Here is a 13,237-nt window from a genome sequence, read left to right on the forward strand (position 1 = left end):
CTTGGGAATCTGGAAAAATGGCATAAAAGTATCCAAGGAAGAGGTCTGTAAAGCATTAAATTACTTAAAAATGAACAAAAAGGCATACGGATAGAGACATCCGAATGCCTTTTGTCTACAAACTGAGATGCGCTTGGAAAAAGCGCATCTTTTTTTGCATGAATTTATTTTCTGTAGTCAATAAGGATAAAATCTCCCTGTTTAATAAATGAAACATTGCTGTTATTAATAGCAGCTTTTGCAGCTCCAGGTGCATAGAAAGCAAGAGAAAGGCGGGAAAATTGCCCCAAATCCTTTACTTGAATATTGACAGAACTGCCGTTAAGAAAAGACTTCACATTTGCCTTCATATCATAGGCTGAATTTATTGCCGTTTCCCCTTTTGCTGCAGCTAACTGACCATTCTTCAATGCTTGATAATTTTGATATAGATGCTGAATGCCTTTCGATGTGTAAATTTTAACAGCATTCAGCCCTTCTCTTTCTCCAGTTACCTTAAATTTATTTGCTCCTTCAAAAGGCTGCAGAATCGTTACAATTTGGGCTTCTTTTTCAGTTTTCCTTTGAATAAGCATGGTTGTCAGCTTATCTGGTTCATTGGAAGGACCAGGTGCTTGGGCTATAGAAACCTGACTTGTGCTGAAAGGGATTGACGAAACTCTCAAGAAGTTTTCTCCTAAAGACCAGGTACCTTCCCAGCAGTTTTCTGCAGAAGCTGTTTTAATGGACTTCAGTTGTTCGTAACCGTCTGAATTGCCTAAAGAAACTGCTTGTCTTAATGGCAGGTTTGTCTGATAAGTTCCAAGGCCATGAAGAGTCCAATCATACTGATGGCTCTTATTTGGATCATTCAGATAGAACCAATCCAGTGTATAGTCATCATCCATCCAAATCCCGCGTTCATATATTACATGATTATAAACGCTATTTGCCGCTGCATACAGATGCTTAAAGAATGGCTGTGAAGAAAACAAAATCATTTTTCCTGCAGATTCCTGCTGAGACTTGCCGTCAACTGTTACTGTATTATGGCTGATGGTTTGTTTATACCAGCTCCTGTATAGCGGATGGCTGTAAATTGGTGTTCCAAAGTCAGGTGCAAGCATGCTGCCAGCTCCGTAATAGTCGATGGCAAGCTTATCGTAGTGCCCATGGGCACCCCCGAATTCTCCGTAATCCAAGAGAAGATAATTTTGATCTTCTGTATTGTCCGGATTTCTTAAAATGGCGTGTCCGATACTGGAAAGATTATAGCTTCGCAATGCTTCCCTCTCGCCATCATCAATTTTATCCGCCCCGAAAAACAGAGCAAAGTCGCCATTTCTAGAGAGAGTTTTATATTTTTCATTAAGCAGCCAGCCATAGTTTGGATCTTTATAATAGGCATATGCTGCTTCATAATCGTTGTACCCTCTTGGTGAAGTAAACCCGATTAGAGAAGTGCCGTATTTTCCCCCATCGTTATTAGCCGGCATTACGAAATTCGGATAACTGTAAAGGAGAGGGATATCAAACATGAGCTTTAACTTCGGACTGCTGTAAAGGTCATATCCCCAATGAGATGCCGTCTGTGCCAATATGGTAAGCGGCGCCAGCGAGTAAGTATGATAAGCCATTGAACCTTCCCACCAGAACCCATCAGCCAGGACCCCATTATTCATTAAATAATAAAAACCAAGCGGTCCGTTTACAGCTTCATCAATAAGCGCTCTGTCCTGTACAGCAGCACCGATCGCTCCAATAGCAGCATCATGCCACGCCTGCCAGTTCGAACGTCCCATTGGATATTTGCGTATCGCATCTGCCATCGGACGAAGCAGCTGGCTTTCGATTTTGTGTTTATCTTTATCGCTAAAATTCGTACTTTTATAAACAAGGTCATACGCTGTTGCCAGATCAACCGCACTTACAGCTTCATCAAGGGACTGGTAATAAAGCTTGCCGCCTTTTTCCTGTGTTGAAAAAGAAGGATACGCATCAGCATACTGAATAAGAATATTTTTTGCGGCCTCTGCGTCTTTTTCGTTTCCATACAGTGCGTAAGATTCAGCGAGTAGTCTTGTATTCTGAATAAGCTCATTATTTTTGAAGGTACGCCATGCTGCATCGTATTTTTCCCCGCTGTAATACTGTTTATCTGAAGGGCAGTAATGTCTGCCATTTTGATATTGCAGCTGCATTCCATTTTTGCAGACGTACCACGAGGTGTGGCCTCCAGCTTTCGCAGGGGCTGTCATATCCTCATTTAAAATAGTCTTCGATTTTTTCTGGATCTGGCTGCCATAGGCTTTTGCCCAAGAAACGTCCTGAATTCTTCTCTTTGCTCTTTCCATCTCGTTGTATCCAATAAAGGAACTGGGCCTTTGAATGATAGGGCCGGGACTCTGATTTTTTCCTTGAGGCATTAAAGCATTCCCTCCCCCTGTTTTAATTTCCGGTCCTCCCTCTGAAGAGAGCGATCCGGCTGGTACATTGTTTGCTGATAGTTCTGGAATAGTTGTTTGATTGTTTGATCCGGTGGCTGAGACGGCAGATGGCTGGGATGCAGGAACTGCAGTTTTTTGTGTGCTCTGTTTAGAAGGAGCAATACCCGCAGATTTGGATGGAGAAACGGAAGGCTTATAGGATTTTTGATTAATGATTATTTTGTGTTTTGCTTGATCTGTTTTTGTAATGAGGCCAAAAAGACCTACCAGGCTCTCAAGCGAAATCCTATCAATTTTTTGTATCGTTTGAACTTTTCCCTTTAAATGGGATACTTTTTTGTTAATCAGTACTTTATCGGAATTTCTGTAAACGGCATAGGTTTTCCCATTCCCGCTTAATGTATAGCTTTTCTGACGGCTGTCATATTTAGCCGAAAGCTTTAAGGCTTTTGCAGTTTGGACGAGCGGCAGCATAACGATTTTATTTTGAATCACAGGGACAAGCGATTGCTGCTTTCCATTAACCTCTATTATATAATTCTCTTTAGCCTCTGCAGGCAAAGCCAACAGTAAAAAAGCAGTAATGAAGGTTAAAAGGAAGGTATTTTTTCTCATAACATTACCTCCTGATTGTCTATTATAATTCCTTTACACTACTACTTATCGGCTATAAAAAGAGAAATTATTGCTTTTTAAACAAAAAATAAGAACAAAAGAATCATTTTTTGTTGCTTATAACCCTATATTTCGATCACAGCCCACGCTATGGCAAGAACTTTAAGAAAAGCTGCCGCCAAGCTAGTCTTAATTTCTGATAAAAACTTTTACGAAAAGCAACAATCTCTGTGAAAACAGCCTTTTTCAAAATGAGGCATTCAAGAAAACGGCTTTGTAAAATGTATGGTGAATGATCTTATAATAAGGATAATTACAGAAAAAAAACCTGCAGGTCCAGCCTGCAGGCATCGAAACTTCTAATTTGTAGAGTTTAATTCGATCAGCTGATACGTCAGGGTTGTTCCTTCTTCTTCTAGCTCCACTTTTTTAATGAGCGCTTTCCCGATCAGCTCACCTTCAATTGTTTTTCTGACCTCCAGGGGTAAATCAAGCGGGTAAAGACGATATCCCGCTTTTTTTAGACTGAAGATGTTTTCATCCAGCCGCACTTCATTCCCCTTCGTTACGATCATCGTATTTAACTCCAAAGGCATTCCCATCCTGCATTCTCCTCCTTCTATCATTAGCATCATTTTATCATAAGGCTGTTTTCCTTTTCGATTATCACCTTGTTTTTTATCTGGTCTTCATCCAGTGTGTCAGTCTTCTGACAATTTCCCGATTCTTTTTTGGAGGAAAATAATGTGTATATTCTTTGTAATACCATGTTTCAACACTCTTTCCCAACTCTTTCAGCCTTTTTTCCAATTTTACTGCATGATCAAAGGAAACATTGCCATCCTGTTCGCCATGAATAATTAAAACAGGGGCCAGCAGCTGTTCTAAACTATATAATGGCGTTCTCCATTTGTAACGCTCAGGGTATTTTGCAGGTGTTCCTCCGATTACCCTCTTCATCATTCGCCGCAAATCTTCTCTTTCATAGTAGGTCAGCTCCATATCTGAGACACCGCCCCAAGTGACAGCAGAGCACACATCGTGATCATGGATTCCCGTCAAAAGAGCCATAACCCCTCCTCTTGAAAAACCAAACACATGAATTCTTCCTTCGGCTGTTTTTGGATGGTTTTTTAACAGCTCCATCCCTCCAAGAGCATCGTATCTGTCTTCACCTGCAAAGTCTTCATTTCCTTCGCCTCCCTTATTTCCTCTGTAATAGGGAGCAAAAACCACAAATCCTTCTGATGCAAATTGGATCAGCCTGCCTGCTCTGACCTTTCCGACATTTTTAATTCCTCCGCGCAAATATAAAAATCCTTCATACTCCCCGTCTGCTGTTGGTTCTGCAAGCATCCCTTTAATACGAAGGCCGTTTGAGTAATAGGTGACGGAAAACAGCTCAATTTCCGGATGCGGAGAAGGATATTTGAATTTTTCTATGATTTCTCCATTTTTCATGCTCTCACTCTTTTCATTTTGTTTAGCTCTTTTCTTTCCAGTACTAAGCCATTTGTTTTCACAGTCTTTTTTATCCATACATACTTTACATTTAGATAGAAATTTTGCGTTATAGCATGAGGAGGACATTCAATGAAAAAATGGCTTGTTGGACTTTCATTACTGCTTTTATTGGTTTTACCACTATCAGCCTGCAATCAAAACCAGGTTCAGAAAATAAGGGTTGCTGAGGTGACGCATTCCATTTTTTATGCACCTTTATATGTTGCCCTTTCAAAAGGTTTTTTTAAAGAAGAAGGGCTCGATGTTCAGCTGGCAACCACTTGGGGCGGAGATAAAACGATGACAGCCCTTCTTTCTAATGGAGCAGATGTAGCATTAGTCGGTTCTGAAACATCCATTTATGTAAAAAATCAAGGCTCCAAGGATCCCGCTATTAATTTCGCCCGGCTAACTCAGACTGATGGCTCATTCCTTGTCTCAAGAAAAAAGGTAGAGAATTTCTCCTGGGAACAATTAAAAGGCTCCACCTTCCTTGGCCAGCGTAAAGGCGGCATGCCTCAAATGGTAGGGGAATTTGTTTTGAAGAAGCATCAGATTGATCCTAAAAATGATTTAAAGCTGATTCAAAATATTGATTTTGCTAACATTGCCAATGCCTTTGCATCCGGAACTGGTGATTATGTCCAGCTATTTGAACCAACTGCCAGCATTTTTGAAAAAGAAGGCAAGGGACATATTATCGCATCGTTTGGGAAGGAATCCGGCCTCGTGCCTTATACGAGTTTTATGTCAAAGCAAAGCTACATTAAGAAAAACAGCAGTGCCTTAGAAAAGTTTACGATGGCCATTTATAAAGCACAGCAATGGGTAAAAGACCACAGCGCAAAGGAAATAGCTTCTGCCATTGCAAGCCAATTTAAAGATACAGATACCAACATTATTGAAACGGTTGTAGATAGATATAAAAACCAAGGTTCCTATGCAACATCCCCTGTTCTAGATGAAAAGTCATGGAACAACCTGCAAGATATTATGAAGGAAGCCGGTGAACTTCCACAGCGGGCCGAGTACAAAACACTCGTGAATACAACTTACGCGGAAAAGGCGGCTTCTAAATAAGGAGGCTGTAGAAATGTCCTATTTATCCATCCAGGAAATCAACCACACCTATTTAACAAAGGACTCTGCAACGCAAGCACTCCAGGACATCAGCATGGAGATCGAGGAAGGGGAATTTGTTTCCTTTCTCGGTCCCAGCGGATGCGGAAAAACGACTTTGCTTTCTATTGTTTCAGGCCTGCTCTCTCCAACAGAAGGAGAGGTTCTAATCCATGGTGAACCCGTAAACAGAATGGTTGGAACCATAGGTTATATGCTTCAGCAGGATTATTTATTTCCCTGGAAAACCATTGAAGAAAATGTTCTGATCGGGTTAAAAACGTTAAAGCAGCTTTCAGATGAGAAAAAGGCTTCCACTCTATCCATGCTCTTTGAGATGGGTCTTGAAAATGTGGAAAATAAATTCCCAAGGCAGCTATCCGGAGGTATGCGGCAGCGTGCGGCCCTTGTTCGCACACTTGCTGTGGATCCTGAAATACTGCTATTGGATGAACCTTTTTCAGCCCTTGATTACCAAACAAAGCTGAAATTAGAAAATACGGTTCACAAAACGCTGAAGGAATACAAAAAAACGGCTATATTGGTTACTCATGATATTGGGGAGGCCATTGCGATGAGCGATCGTATTTTTCTCTTTGCCTCAAAACCGGGCCGTTTGTTTAAAACGTTTACAGTTCCTGATTCACTGAAAAAGATGGCGCCATTTGATGCACGGCAGGATGAGCAGTTTTCATGGCTGTTCCAGTCCATCTGGAAGGAGCTGGAGCATCTTGAAAACTAATATGTCTAACTCGGATAACCTTCATCAAAATTATCTAAATGACCTCAAAAAACAAAAACGCAACATTCTGCTCTATCAAATCCTTATTTTTGCAGCGTTTTTCACTTTGTGGGAAACCGCTTCAAGACTGGAATGGATAGATCCCTTAATCTTCAGTTCTCCGTCTAAAATCGTTCTTTTGCTTCTGGAAAAGATTTCAGATGGTTCCCTTCTCACTAACTTAGGTGTAACAGTCTTTGAAACGATCTTAGGATTTCTTTTTGGAACTCTTTTGGGGGTTCTTCTGGCCGCTTTATTATGGTGGTCACCCATGCTTTCAAAGGTTCTCGATCCGTACCTGGTCATTTTAAATGCTATGCCAAAGGTAGCACTCGGACCAATATTAATTGTTGCGCTTGGACCAGGCTTTACTTCCATTATTGCGATGGGCACGATCATTTCCGTGATCATTACAACCATTGTCATCTATACATCATTCAGAGAAGTGGATCCTAACTATATAAAAGTTTTAAGAACTTTCGGGGCATCAAAATGGCAAATTTTTAATGATGCTGTGCTTCCCGCCTCTTTTCCAGCAATCATCTCCACCTTAAAAGTTAATGTCGGGCTTTCATGGGTTGGAGTGATTGTCGGAGAATTCCTGGTTTCCGCAAATGGGCTGGGATACTTGATCATTAACGGCTTTCAGGTTTTCAATTTCACATTAGTCTTTTTAAGCCTGCTCGTTATTGCAGTTATTGCAACGATTATGTATAAAGCTGTTGAATATTTGGAAAAGAAACTGGTCAAAGACCAATGAAACTGTAAAAATATAAAGGCTTTTTTCGCAAATATAGTTGTTATTCGTATGGGATTAGAAAACGTAAAAAGATTACTTTTCTTAAAATTCGCAATGTATGATAGCTCCCATAAATCAATCAAAAAACAACAAAGTTTAAGAAAAGAGCCAATATAAAAATGAAAAGCTTGCCGGATAATTGGCAAGCTTCTTCATCGTCCTTCAGATAAAAAACAGTCTTTGACCCTTTGTAGAGAGTGCTTTAAGACTTCGTCCTTCATAATAAAGCTGAATTTTCGATTTTGAAAAATATTGCCCGGCAGTTCATTAAACAAGACAGGCCCTTTCGTTTCAAAATAACTGTCCTTTTTCTCAAGTTCACTGATCACAGCATAATAAATGTTTTTTATAATGGTTTTTTCTTTGCCAAACACCTTGTACTGGCCAAGATAACGGAGGGTTTCAATTTTGCCGCCCGTTTCTTCCATCACTTCTCTTTCAGCTGCCTCTTCCGCTGTTTCCAGCTTTTCCACTTTGCCTCCTGGAAACTCATAGCCGCGGTCTCCGTGCTCTGTAAGCAGCCACTGTCCCTTATATCTGCAAATCACCCAGACATGCTTTGGCATTTTCGAAAATGGATGTTTGTCAAAAGAAAGCTGAACTTCATTATGATAAAAATCTTTAAAACGGTACATCTTCTAATCCCTCTGCTCTCAACTTTTCCAATCATATCTTATCACAATGAAAACCTGATGTATAATGGCTACTCTTGCTGTTTAATGTTTTTCAGAATATTTTGTGAGCGTATATGCTCTTTCGCTTCTTCATCTCCGAGCACATAAATCATTCTGTAAACTTTTAGGTTCATGTCATCGACCTCATCATTTTGCTTATCATAATGATATTCCATAAAAGGAACATGAGATCTGAAAAATCCTTGCCAGCTGGCCAAATTCACTTGGTCAAAACATTCTCTCAGCTCAACAATTTCATCAGCTGTTGCTTCTATTTTAAACTCCCATGTTGAGGCTGTCTCGCTTTGCGAGATTTCGCCGCTGCCAACTGACACATAGTATGTTTTTTTATCTTTTGACACCCTGCCCAGCTCCTTGATCCATCGGTTTTAGCCTAGTTTATAACACTGGTGCTTCTTTCATACTTCATTCGTCTTCCTATTTCCATATACTTACGTGCATGCCTGAGATCAATTAATGGAAAATTGAATGGAGAAAAGATAAGAAAGCAGGGAAGATAATGGATTGGAAAAACCACTTTATCAAAGATGCCGCTATCCGTTTTAGGGCTGATGACGAAGACATCAACGCGGCTATTGCCGACTATGTTTACCAGCTGTCAGATGAAGAAGTTCAGCAGCTCACCCGTAAAATGGACAGTGAATCGCTTCGGGACGCAATAGCCAATACAATGCTTGAGCAAGTAAACAGGCAATTTGATACCTATTAATTAAAGGCTGTTTTCGCAAAGATTGTTGCTAGTCGTATGGTCTTAAAACACATTATATAGATTAGCTTCGTGGCATCTCTTCTTAAAATACGCAAGTGTATTCATGCTCTATATTCACTTAATTGCATGAAAAAACAACAAAATTCAAGAAAAGAGCAATAACCTTTTCATTTTTGACTTTACCCTTTTTAAACACTTTTAACCCTGATCAAAAAGAGGACTCAATTTATTTGAGTCCCCTATCAAATTATTTATTTAAATAAGCTTTAAGCATCCAATTATGCTTTTCCAATTTTTGATGAATAGATAAAAGCATATCACCTGTCGTTTCATCACCAGAATCTGCAGCCAGATCCATGCCTTCTTTCAGTTCTTGGGCTACAGCAGAAAAATCATCAAATAATTGCTGAACCATTTTTTCAGCCGTTTCCTTCCCTGTTGCTTCCTCAATTGATGCGACTGACAGACAGTCTTTCATAGTAGCCACAGGTTTCCCGTTCAGTGCAAGCAGCCGTTCAGCAAGCTCGTCAATATAGGTGCCTGCCTCATTGTAGAATTCCTCAAATTTTTCATGCAGTGTAAAAAAATCCTTCCCTTTCACAAACCAGTGATAATTATGTAGTTTTACATATAGCACTGTCCAGTTGGCTACTTGCTTGTTTACCGCAGTAATTAATTTTTGCGATGACATATCCTTTTCCTCCTTAAACCTAAAATACTCCTGCGTTAGTTTGTCCTAAATATTTGCAGGAATGCACGTCTTAAGGAGCAGAAAAGATTCATTCTAATGCTTCATTTCCATATTCATTGCTTGCTTTCCGCCTTTACCTGCCATAATTTCTATTTTCGGCATATTATGCTGGTCCCGGGCACTGACGTGTGACTGAATAGAATAAATGCTGTCAGAGCGAAACGTATAATCGAGCTTGTAATCTCCGTTGCCAGCAGCAGTTGCTTTCTTCATTTCATCTGTCCCATCAGAAGAAACAACTTCAAATTCTACTTTAGCATCCTCCACTTTTTGATCACCATATGTAACATGTGCGGTATAATGATAAGATTTATTCAAATCCACTTTAATTGGGCCGTTTAAAGAGACCTTCAGCTCCTTTATTTCGTCTGATCCTGAAGCGTTAGTTTGTGCACATCCACTAAGGGCAGCTAGTAAAAGGATAACTGCAAGCGCTGTCCAATTTTTCATTATGATCCTCCTATTTCTTTTGATGACCCCCGAGAATACCTTTTTCTCCATCTTTTTACTATTCCATATCACTTTTTAAATTCCTTTTTTGAAAAAAGCTGTTTTCGCAGAGATTGTTGTTTTTCGTACATGATTTTATCATGCATTCAGACTAGCATCGGGGCATCTTTTCTTAAAGTTTTTGCCCATAAAAAGAGTTTGCGAACAAAAATAAGATTATGAACAGCAAATAGAAAAGAGCCTAAAAAGGAAAATGAAATTAAAAGGAGTATTAGTATTTGGTAGGCTTTATTGAAGCTTTATCGATTAGAGGCAGGGGTTATACAACATAATGCAGGCTCAATTAGAGTCCTCGAAAAGGCCGATTCCACAAAGAAGGCATTGCAAGAAAAAATGTGAAAATCAACGGAAAATGGGAAGATCAACGGAAAATGGGAAGATCATCAAATGCTGGCGCTAATTAATAAAAATGACTAGCCTCAATGGTCATAAAAAAACGGTGTTCGTATAGAACACCGTTCATCTTTTATATCGGGAGCTGACCAAGGCGCTTCCGCTTTAGTCATCCAGCTACAGCACGCAGCCCCTCGAAGTCGCTTCAGAAAATCCGACTTTGCATCATTTTCCTCCAGCGCTTGTCTGGGCTATACGCGTGCTTCCGCTTTAAATTTTACCCAAATACTTTTTCAAGGTCTGATTTATCCTGGTCAAGCCAGAAGTTCATTAGACGCTTAGCTCCTTCAAGGTCGTGAAGCTTTGCCTGGCCGCATTGCAGCTCATTTGCTGCCGGAATTTCAGTAACTTGAACGGCGTCTTTCATTGTTTCTTCTAGAAGATCAATAATTTCGGTCACTTTCGCATCTCCGCTGACAATTAAATAGTAGCCTGTTTGGCATCCCATTGGAGAAATGTCGATAATATCAAAGTGATCATAGTTCTCCGAATAAGTGCGAATTGTAAAGGCAAGAAGATGCTCCAATGTGTGAATGGTAGCAGGCTGCATTGCCTGTTTATTCGGCTGGCAGAAACGAATATCAAATTTATTTACTACACCGTCTGTCCCGACCTTGTGCACACCGCAATGTCTGACATATGGGGCTTTTACCGCTGTATGATCTAATTCAAAGCTTTCTACTGAAGGCATACCCTATCACTCCTTAAAAGTTCTTATTCCATTGTACTACTAATTCCGATTAATTTCATCAACTTTGTTTGATTTAAAATATTTGACCGGACAAAGTGTTCTTATTGCTTTTACCCTTTTTCTGCTTTACAGTAAACATGAAAAAGGCAGGTGTACAAAATGAAATTTGTTTTAATCGGTATTATTAAATTTTACCAGAAAGTCATCTCCCCGCTTAAACCTCCTACATGCAGATTTTATCCCACCTGTTCAAGTTATGGATTAGAAGCTGTTCGGCGCCACGGTGCATTAAAAGGAGGATATCTTGCAGCAGTACGGATTGCAAAGTGCCACCCATTTCATCCTGGAGGATTTGATCCCGTCCCTGAAGCAAAAGATTCTAATCAGAAACCTCATCATCCATAAGTTATGAACGCATTTCTCTTCCATAAATGATAACGCCTTAAGACTTTTATGTCATTTGTTTAGAACGCTGGCCATACCCAATAATGGTACTGTGAAGGAGATCATAATATGAATGCAAAAAAAGTAAAAATTCTCGCCATTTCAGGCAGTTTGCGTAAAAATTCTTCCAATACAACTATTTTGTTGGCTCTCTCAAAAATCTCACCACTCGAAACTGATTTTCACTTTTATGAAGGGTTGGAAAATCTTCCGCATTTCAATCCGGAAATTGATACAGAAGAGCCTCCTGACTCTGTTTCTAACTTTCGCAAACAGCTGAAAGAAGCGGATGGTGTGATCATTTGCACTCCTGAGTATGCACGCGGGGTGCCTGGAGTTTTAAAAAATGCGCTCGATTGGGCCGTTTCTTCAGGGGAATTCATGAATAAGCCCGTTGCTGTTATTAGTGCTTCTTCTCATTCATCAGGAGGAGAGAAAGCACATGAGTCCATCATGCTTACACTGGAAATGATACAGGCGAAAATTCCCGAAGAAAGCACTTTAAGAATTGGAGCAGCAGGAACCAAGATTAGTAAAAACGCTGAAATTATAGATGCTTTTACTAAAAAAGAGTTAGAAAATGTGCTTCACTCCCTGCTCTCTTCGGTCACTTGAAGAGCCAATTGTTATTAAAAGGCTAATCGTAACTATTACGATATAATGAGTGAGGATTTGCAATGCAAGCATATGATAGGAGAAAAAAATGAAGAAATTGATAAAATCTATGATCTTTTTAATGGGCTTTTCCATTATATTAAGCGGATGTTCTAAAAAAGACAACAAGAATGATGTTAATGGAAAACTGAAAATATACACCACTATTTTCCCTCTTGAGGATTTCACAAAAAAGATAGGCGGAAACATGGTAGAAGCAGAAAGTATTATTCCTCCAAACGTAGAAGCCCATTCTTACGAGCCCTCCACAAAGACAATGGTAGATATGTCTGAAAGCAATGCTTTTATTTATACAGGTGCAGGTATTGAAGGTTTTGGAGATAAAGCAGCGGAAATCTTAAAAAGCGAAAACATTCCTGTTGTGAAAGCTACAAAAGGGATGAAGCTTTTAAAAGGAGAACACCATCATCAAGAAAGTCAAAGCGGTGATCCTTATGGAGGTGAAGATGAAGACGAACACGGAGATACCGACCCGCATGTATGGCTTGATCCGATTCGTTCAATTCAAATTGCCGAAAACATTAAAAACTCGCTCGTTCAGCTGCACCCAAAAGGGAAAGCTCAATTTGAGAAAAACTTTCACGCATTAAAAACCGAGCTTTTAAAACTGGATAAAGAATATGCAGACACCATTAAAAAATCACCGAAAAAAGAAATACTAGTCTCTCATGCAGCATATGGATACTGGGAAAATCGATATGGCATTCATGAAATCAGTGTAATGGGCTTATCCCCTTCGGAGGAACCATCGCAAAAAACGCTTGAAAACATAATCAGTACTTCAAGAAAGCATAACATCCATTACGTTATTTTTGAAAAAAACATCAGCAGTAAAATTTCACAAATTGTTGAACAGGAATTGGGAGCTAAACCATTAACGCTTAATAACCTTGAATCCGTCTCACAAGAAGCGATTCAAAACAAAGAAGACTACTTCAGCCTGATGAGAGAGAATTTGAAGAACCTGAAAATAGCTTTATCAAATTAAAAAAGCATCCATCGGATGCTTTTCTTACTCTCATGAATGAATCCTTTTTTTATAAGGATGACTTGATGTATCATCTATTCAGGAAAGTGATCTTTAACTGCCTCTTTTATTTCCTTTGTCTCCCTCATGTCCCGTTTT

The 13,237-nt window shown here is 39.6% G+C and carries 15 protein-coding genes and 1 pseudogene; 8 read left to right on the top strand and 8 right to left on the bottom strand.

Annotated features, from left to right (window positions below; genetic code table 11):
- Window positions 1-164: 164 nt before the first annotated feature.
- From ACOT8F_RS19655 to ACOT8F_RS19665, 3 genes are all read right to left on the bottom strand, one after another.
- A complete protein-coding gene (locus ACOT8F_RS19655) occupies window positions 165-3,041 on the bottom strand; it encodes a heparinase II/III domain-containing protein (RefSeq protein WP_421653634.1) in 2,877 nt (958 codons plus the stop codon).
- 359 nt (window positions 3,042-3,400) lie between these two features.
- On the bottom strand, window positions 3,401-3,643 hold the full coding sequence (locus tag ACOT8F_RS19660) for a DUF2584 domain-containing protein (RefSeq protein WP_421653635.1): 243 nt from the start codon (window positions 3,641-3,643) through the stop codon (window positions 3,401-3,403).
- Between the two features lie 76 nt (window positions 3,644-3,719).
- Window positions 3,720-4,502 carry an alpha/beta hydrolase family protein gene (locus ACOT8F_RS19665; protein ID WP_421653636.1) on the bottom strand — a complete coding sequence of 261 codons (783 nt, stop codon included), beginning with the start codon at window positions 4,500-4,502 and terminating at the stop codon, window positions 3,720-3,722.
- A 132-nt stretch (window positions 4,503-4,634) separates the two neighbouring features.
- Between ACOT8F_RS19665 and ACOT8F_RS19670 the strand changes: the two genes are divergently transcribed.
- From ACOT8F_RS19670 to ACOT8F_RS19680, 3 genes are read left to right on the top strand one after another with little or no spacing between them, the layout of a single operon-like run.
- A complete protein-coding gene (locus ACOT8F_RS19670) occupies window positions 4,635-5,624 on the top strand; it encodes an ABC transporter substrate-binding protein (RefSeq protein ID WP_421653637.1) in 990 nt (329 codons plus the stop codon).
- A 13-nt stretch (window positions 5,625-5,637) separates the two neighbouring features.
- Window positions 5,638-6,405: an ABC transporter ATP-binding protein gene (locus ACOT8F_RS19675; RefSeq protein ID WP_421653638.1), complete on the top strand. Its 768-nt coding sequence runs from the start codon at window positions 5,638-5,640 to the stop codon at window positions 6,403-6,405.
- A 1-nt stretch (window position 6,406) separates the two neighbouring features.
- Complete coding sequence (locus ACOT8F_RS19680; RefSeq protein ID WP_421653668.1) at window positions 6,407-7,204, top strand: ABC transporter permease; 798 nt, start codon at window positions 6,407-6,409, stop codon at window positions 7,202-7,204.
- Window positions 7,205-7,395: 191 nt separating this feature from the next.
- Here ACOT8F_RS19680 and ytkD read toward each other — a convergent pair whose 3' ends face one another.
- Complete coding sequence (gene ytkD / locus ACOT8F_RS19685) at window positions 7,396-7,878, bottom strand: RNA deprotection pyrophosphohydrolase (RefSeq protein ID WP_421653639.1); 483 nt, start codon at window positions 7,876-7,878, stop codon at window positions 7,396-7,398.
- 68 nt (window positions 7,879-7,946) lie between these two features.
- Entirely contained in the window at window positions 7,947-8,279 is a 333-nt protein-coding gene (locus ACOT8F_RS19690) for a hydrolase (protein WP_421653640.1), read from the bottom strand.
- A 158-nt stretch (window positions 8,280-8,437) separates the two neighbouring features.
- Between ACOT8F_RS19690 and ACOT8F_RS19695 the strand changes: the two genes are divergently transcribed.
- Entirely contained in the window at window positions 8,438-8,647 is a 210-nt protein-coding gene (locus ACOT8F_RS19695) for a hypothetical protein (RefSeq protein WP_421653641.1), read from the top strand.
- A gap of 247 nt (window positions 8,648-8,894) precedes the next feature.
- Here ACOT8F_RS19695 and ACOT8F_RS19700 read toward each other — a convergent pair whose 3' ends face one another.
- Together ACOT8F_RS19700 and ACOT8F_RS19705 are read right to left on the bottom strand one after the other, a co-directional pair.
- Window positions 8,895-9,338, bottom strand: a complete 444-nt coding sequence (locus ACOT8F_RS19700; RefSeq protein ID WP_421653642.1) for a Dps family protein — start codon at window positions 9,336-9,338, stop codon at window positions 8,895-8,897.
- Window positions 9,339-9,431: 93 nt separating this feature from the next.
- Window positions 9,432-9,848 carry a FixH family protein gene (locus ACOT8F_RS19705; protein WP_421653643.1) on the bottom strand — a complete coding sequence of 139 codons (417 nt, stop codon included), beginning with the start codon at window positions 9,846-9,848 and terminating at the stop codon, window positions 9,432-9,434.
- A 291-nt stretch (window positions 9,849-10,139) separates the two neighbouring features.
- Between ACOT8F_RS19705 and ACOT8F_RS19710 the strand changes: the two are divergent.
- Window positions 10,140-10,312: pseudogene (locus tag ACOT8F_RS19710) on the top strand (GNAT family N-acetyltransferase); the annotation flags it as partial.
- Between the two features lie 206 nt (window positions 10,313-10,518).
- Here the strand turns inward: ACOT8F_RS19710 and ACOT8F_RS19715 are convergent.
- Window positions 10,519-10,992: an S-ribosylhomocysteine lyase gene (locus tag ACOT8F_RS19715; RefSeq protein WP_421653644.1), complete on the bottom strand. Its 474-nt coding sequence runs from the start codon at window positions 10,990-10,992 to the stop codon at window positions 10,519-10,521.
- Window positions 10,993-11,151: 159 nt separating this feature from the next.
- On the opposite strand from ACOT8F_RS19715, the gene yidD reads away from it, so the two are divergent.
- From yidD to ACOT8F_RS19730, 3 genes are all read left to right on the top strand, one after another.
- A complete protein-coding gene (gene yidD, locus ACOT8F_RS19720) occupies window positions 11,152-11,397 on the top strand; it encodes a membrane protein insertion efficiency factor YidD (protein WP_421653645.1) in 246 nt (81 codons plus the stop codon).
- A 108-nt stretch (window positions 11,398-11,505) separates the two neighbouring features.
- On the top strand, window positions 11,506-12,051 hold the full coding sequence (locus ACOT8F_RS19725; protein WP_421653646.1) for an NADPH-dependent FMN reductase: 546 nt from the start codon (window positions 11,506-11,508) through the stop codon (window positions 12,049-12,051).
- An 88-nt stretch (window positions 12,052-12,139) separates the two neighbouring features.
- Complete coding sequence (locus ACOT8F_RS19730; RefSeq protein WP_421653647.1) at window positions 12,140-13,099, top strand: metal ABC transporter solute-binding protein, Zn/Mn family; 960 nt, start codon at window positions 12,140-12,142, stop codon at window positions 13,097-13,099.
- Window positions 13,100-13,237 lie beyond the last annotated feature (138 nt).

This window comes from Chryseobacillus diguaensis (assembly GCF_049220665.1).
In the GTDB taxonomy this organism is placed as follows: domain Bacteria; phylum Bacillota; class Bacilli; order Bacillales; family Bacillaceae; genus Metabacillus_B.

Excerpts from the sequence above, each read along its gene's own strand:
- ACOT8F_RS19675 (WP_421653638.1), top strand. The coding sequence starts at position 5,638 with ATGTCCTATTTATCCATCCAGGAAATCAACCACACCTATTTAACAAAG.
- ACOT8F_RS19730 (WP_421653647.1), top strand. The coding sequence starts at position 12,140 with ATGAAGAAATTGATAAAATCTATGATCTTTTTAATGGGCTTTTCCATT.
- ACOT8F_RS19680 (WP_421653668.1), top strand. The coding sequence starts at position 6,407 with ATGTCTAACTCGGATAACCTTCATCAAAATTATCTAAATGACCTCAAA.
- ACOT8F_RS19670 (WP_421653637.1), top strand. The coding sequence starts at position 4,635 with ATGAAAAAATGGCTTGTTGGACTTTCATTACTGCTTTTATTGGTTTTA.
- ACOT8F_RS19725 (WP_421653646.1), top strand. The coding sequence starts at position 11,506 with ATGAATGCAAAAAAAGTAAAAATTCTCGCCATTTCAGGCAGTTTGCGT.
- ACOT8F_RS19695 (WP_421653641.1), top strand. The coding sequence starts at position 8,438 with ATGGATTGGAAAAACCACTTTATCAAAGATGCCGCTATCCGTTTTAGG.
- ACOT8F_RS19665 (WP_421653636.1), bottom strand. The coding sequence starts at position 4,502 with ATGAAAAATGGAGAAATCATAGAAAAATTCAAATATCCTTCTCCGCAT.
- ACOT8F_RS19715 (WP_421653644.1), bottom strand. The coding sequence starts at position 10,992 with ATGCCTTCAGTAGAAAGCTTTGAATTAGATCATACAGCGGTAAAAGCC.
- ACOT8F_RS19705 (WP_421653643.1), bottom strand. The coding sequence starts at position 9,848 with ATGAAAAATTGGACAGCGCTTGCAGTTATCCTTTTACTAGCTGCCCTT.
- yidD (WP_421653645.1), top strand. The coding sequence starts at position 11,152 with ATGAAATTTGTTTTAATCGGTATTATTAAATTTTACCAGAAAGTCATC.
- ACOT8F_RS19700 (WP_421653642.1), bottom strand. The coding sequence starts at position 9,338 with ATGTCATCGCAAAAATTAATTACTGCGGTAAACAAGCAAGTAGCCAAC.
- ACOT8F_RS19655 (WP_421653634.1), bottom strand. The coding sequence starts at position 3,041 with ATGAGAAAAAATACCTTCCTTTTAACCTTCATTACTGCTTTTTTACTG.
- ytkD (WP_421653639.1), bottom strand. The coding sequence starts at position 7,878 with ATGTACCGTTTTAAAGATTTTTATCATAATGAAGTTCAGCTTTCTTTT.
- ACOT8F_RS19660 (WP_421653635.1), bottom strand. The coding sequence starts at position 3,643 with ATGGGAATGCCTTTGGAGTTAAATACGATGATCGTAACGAAGGGGAAT.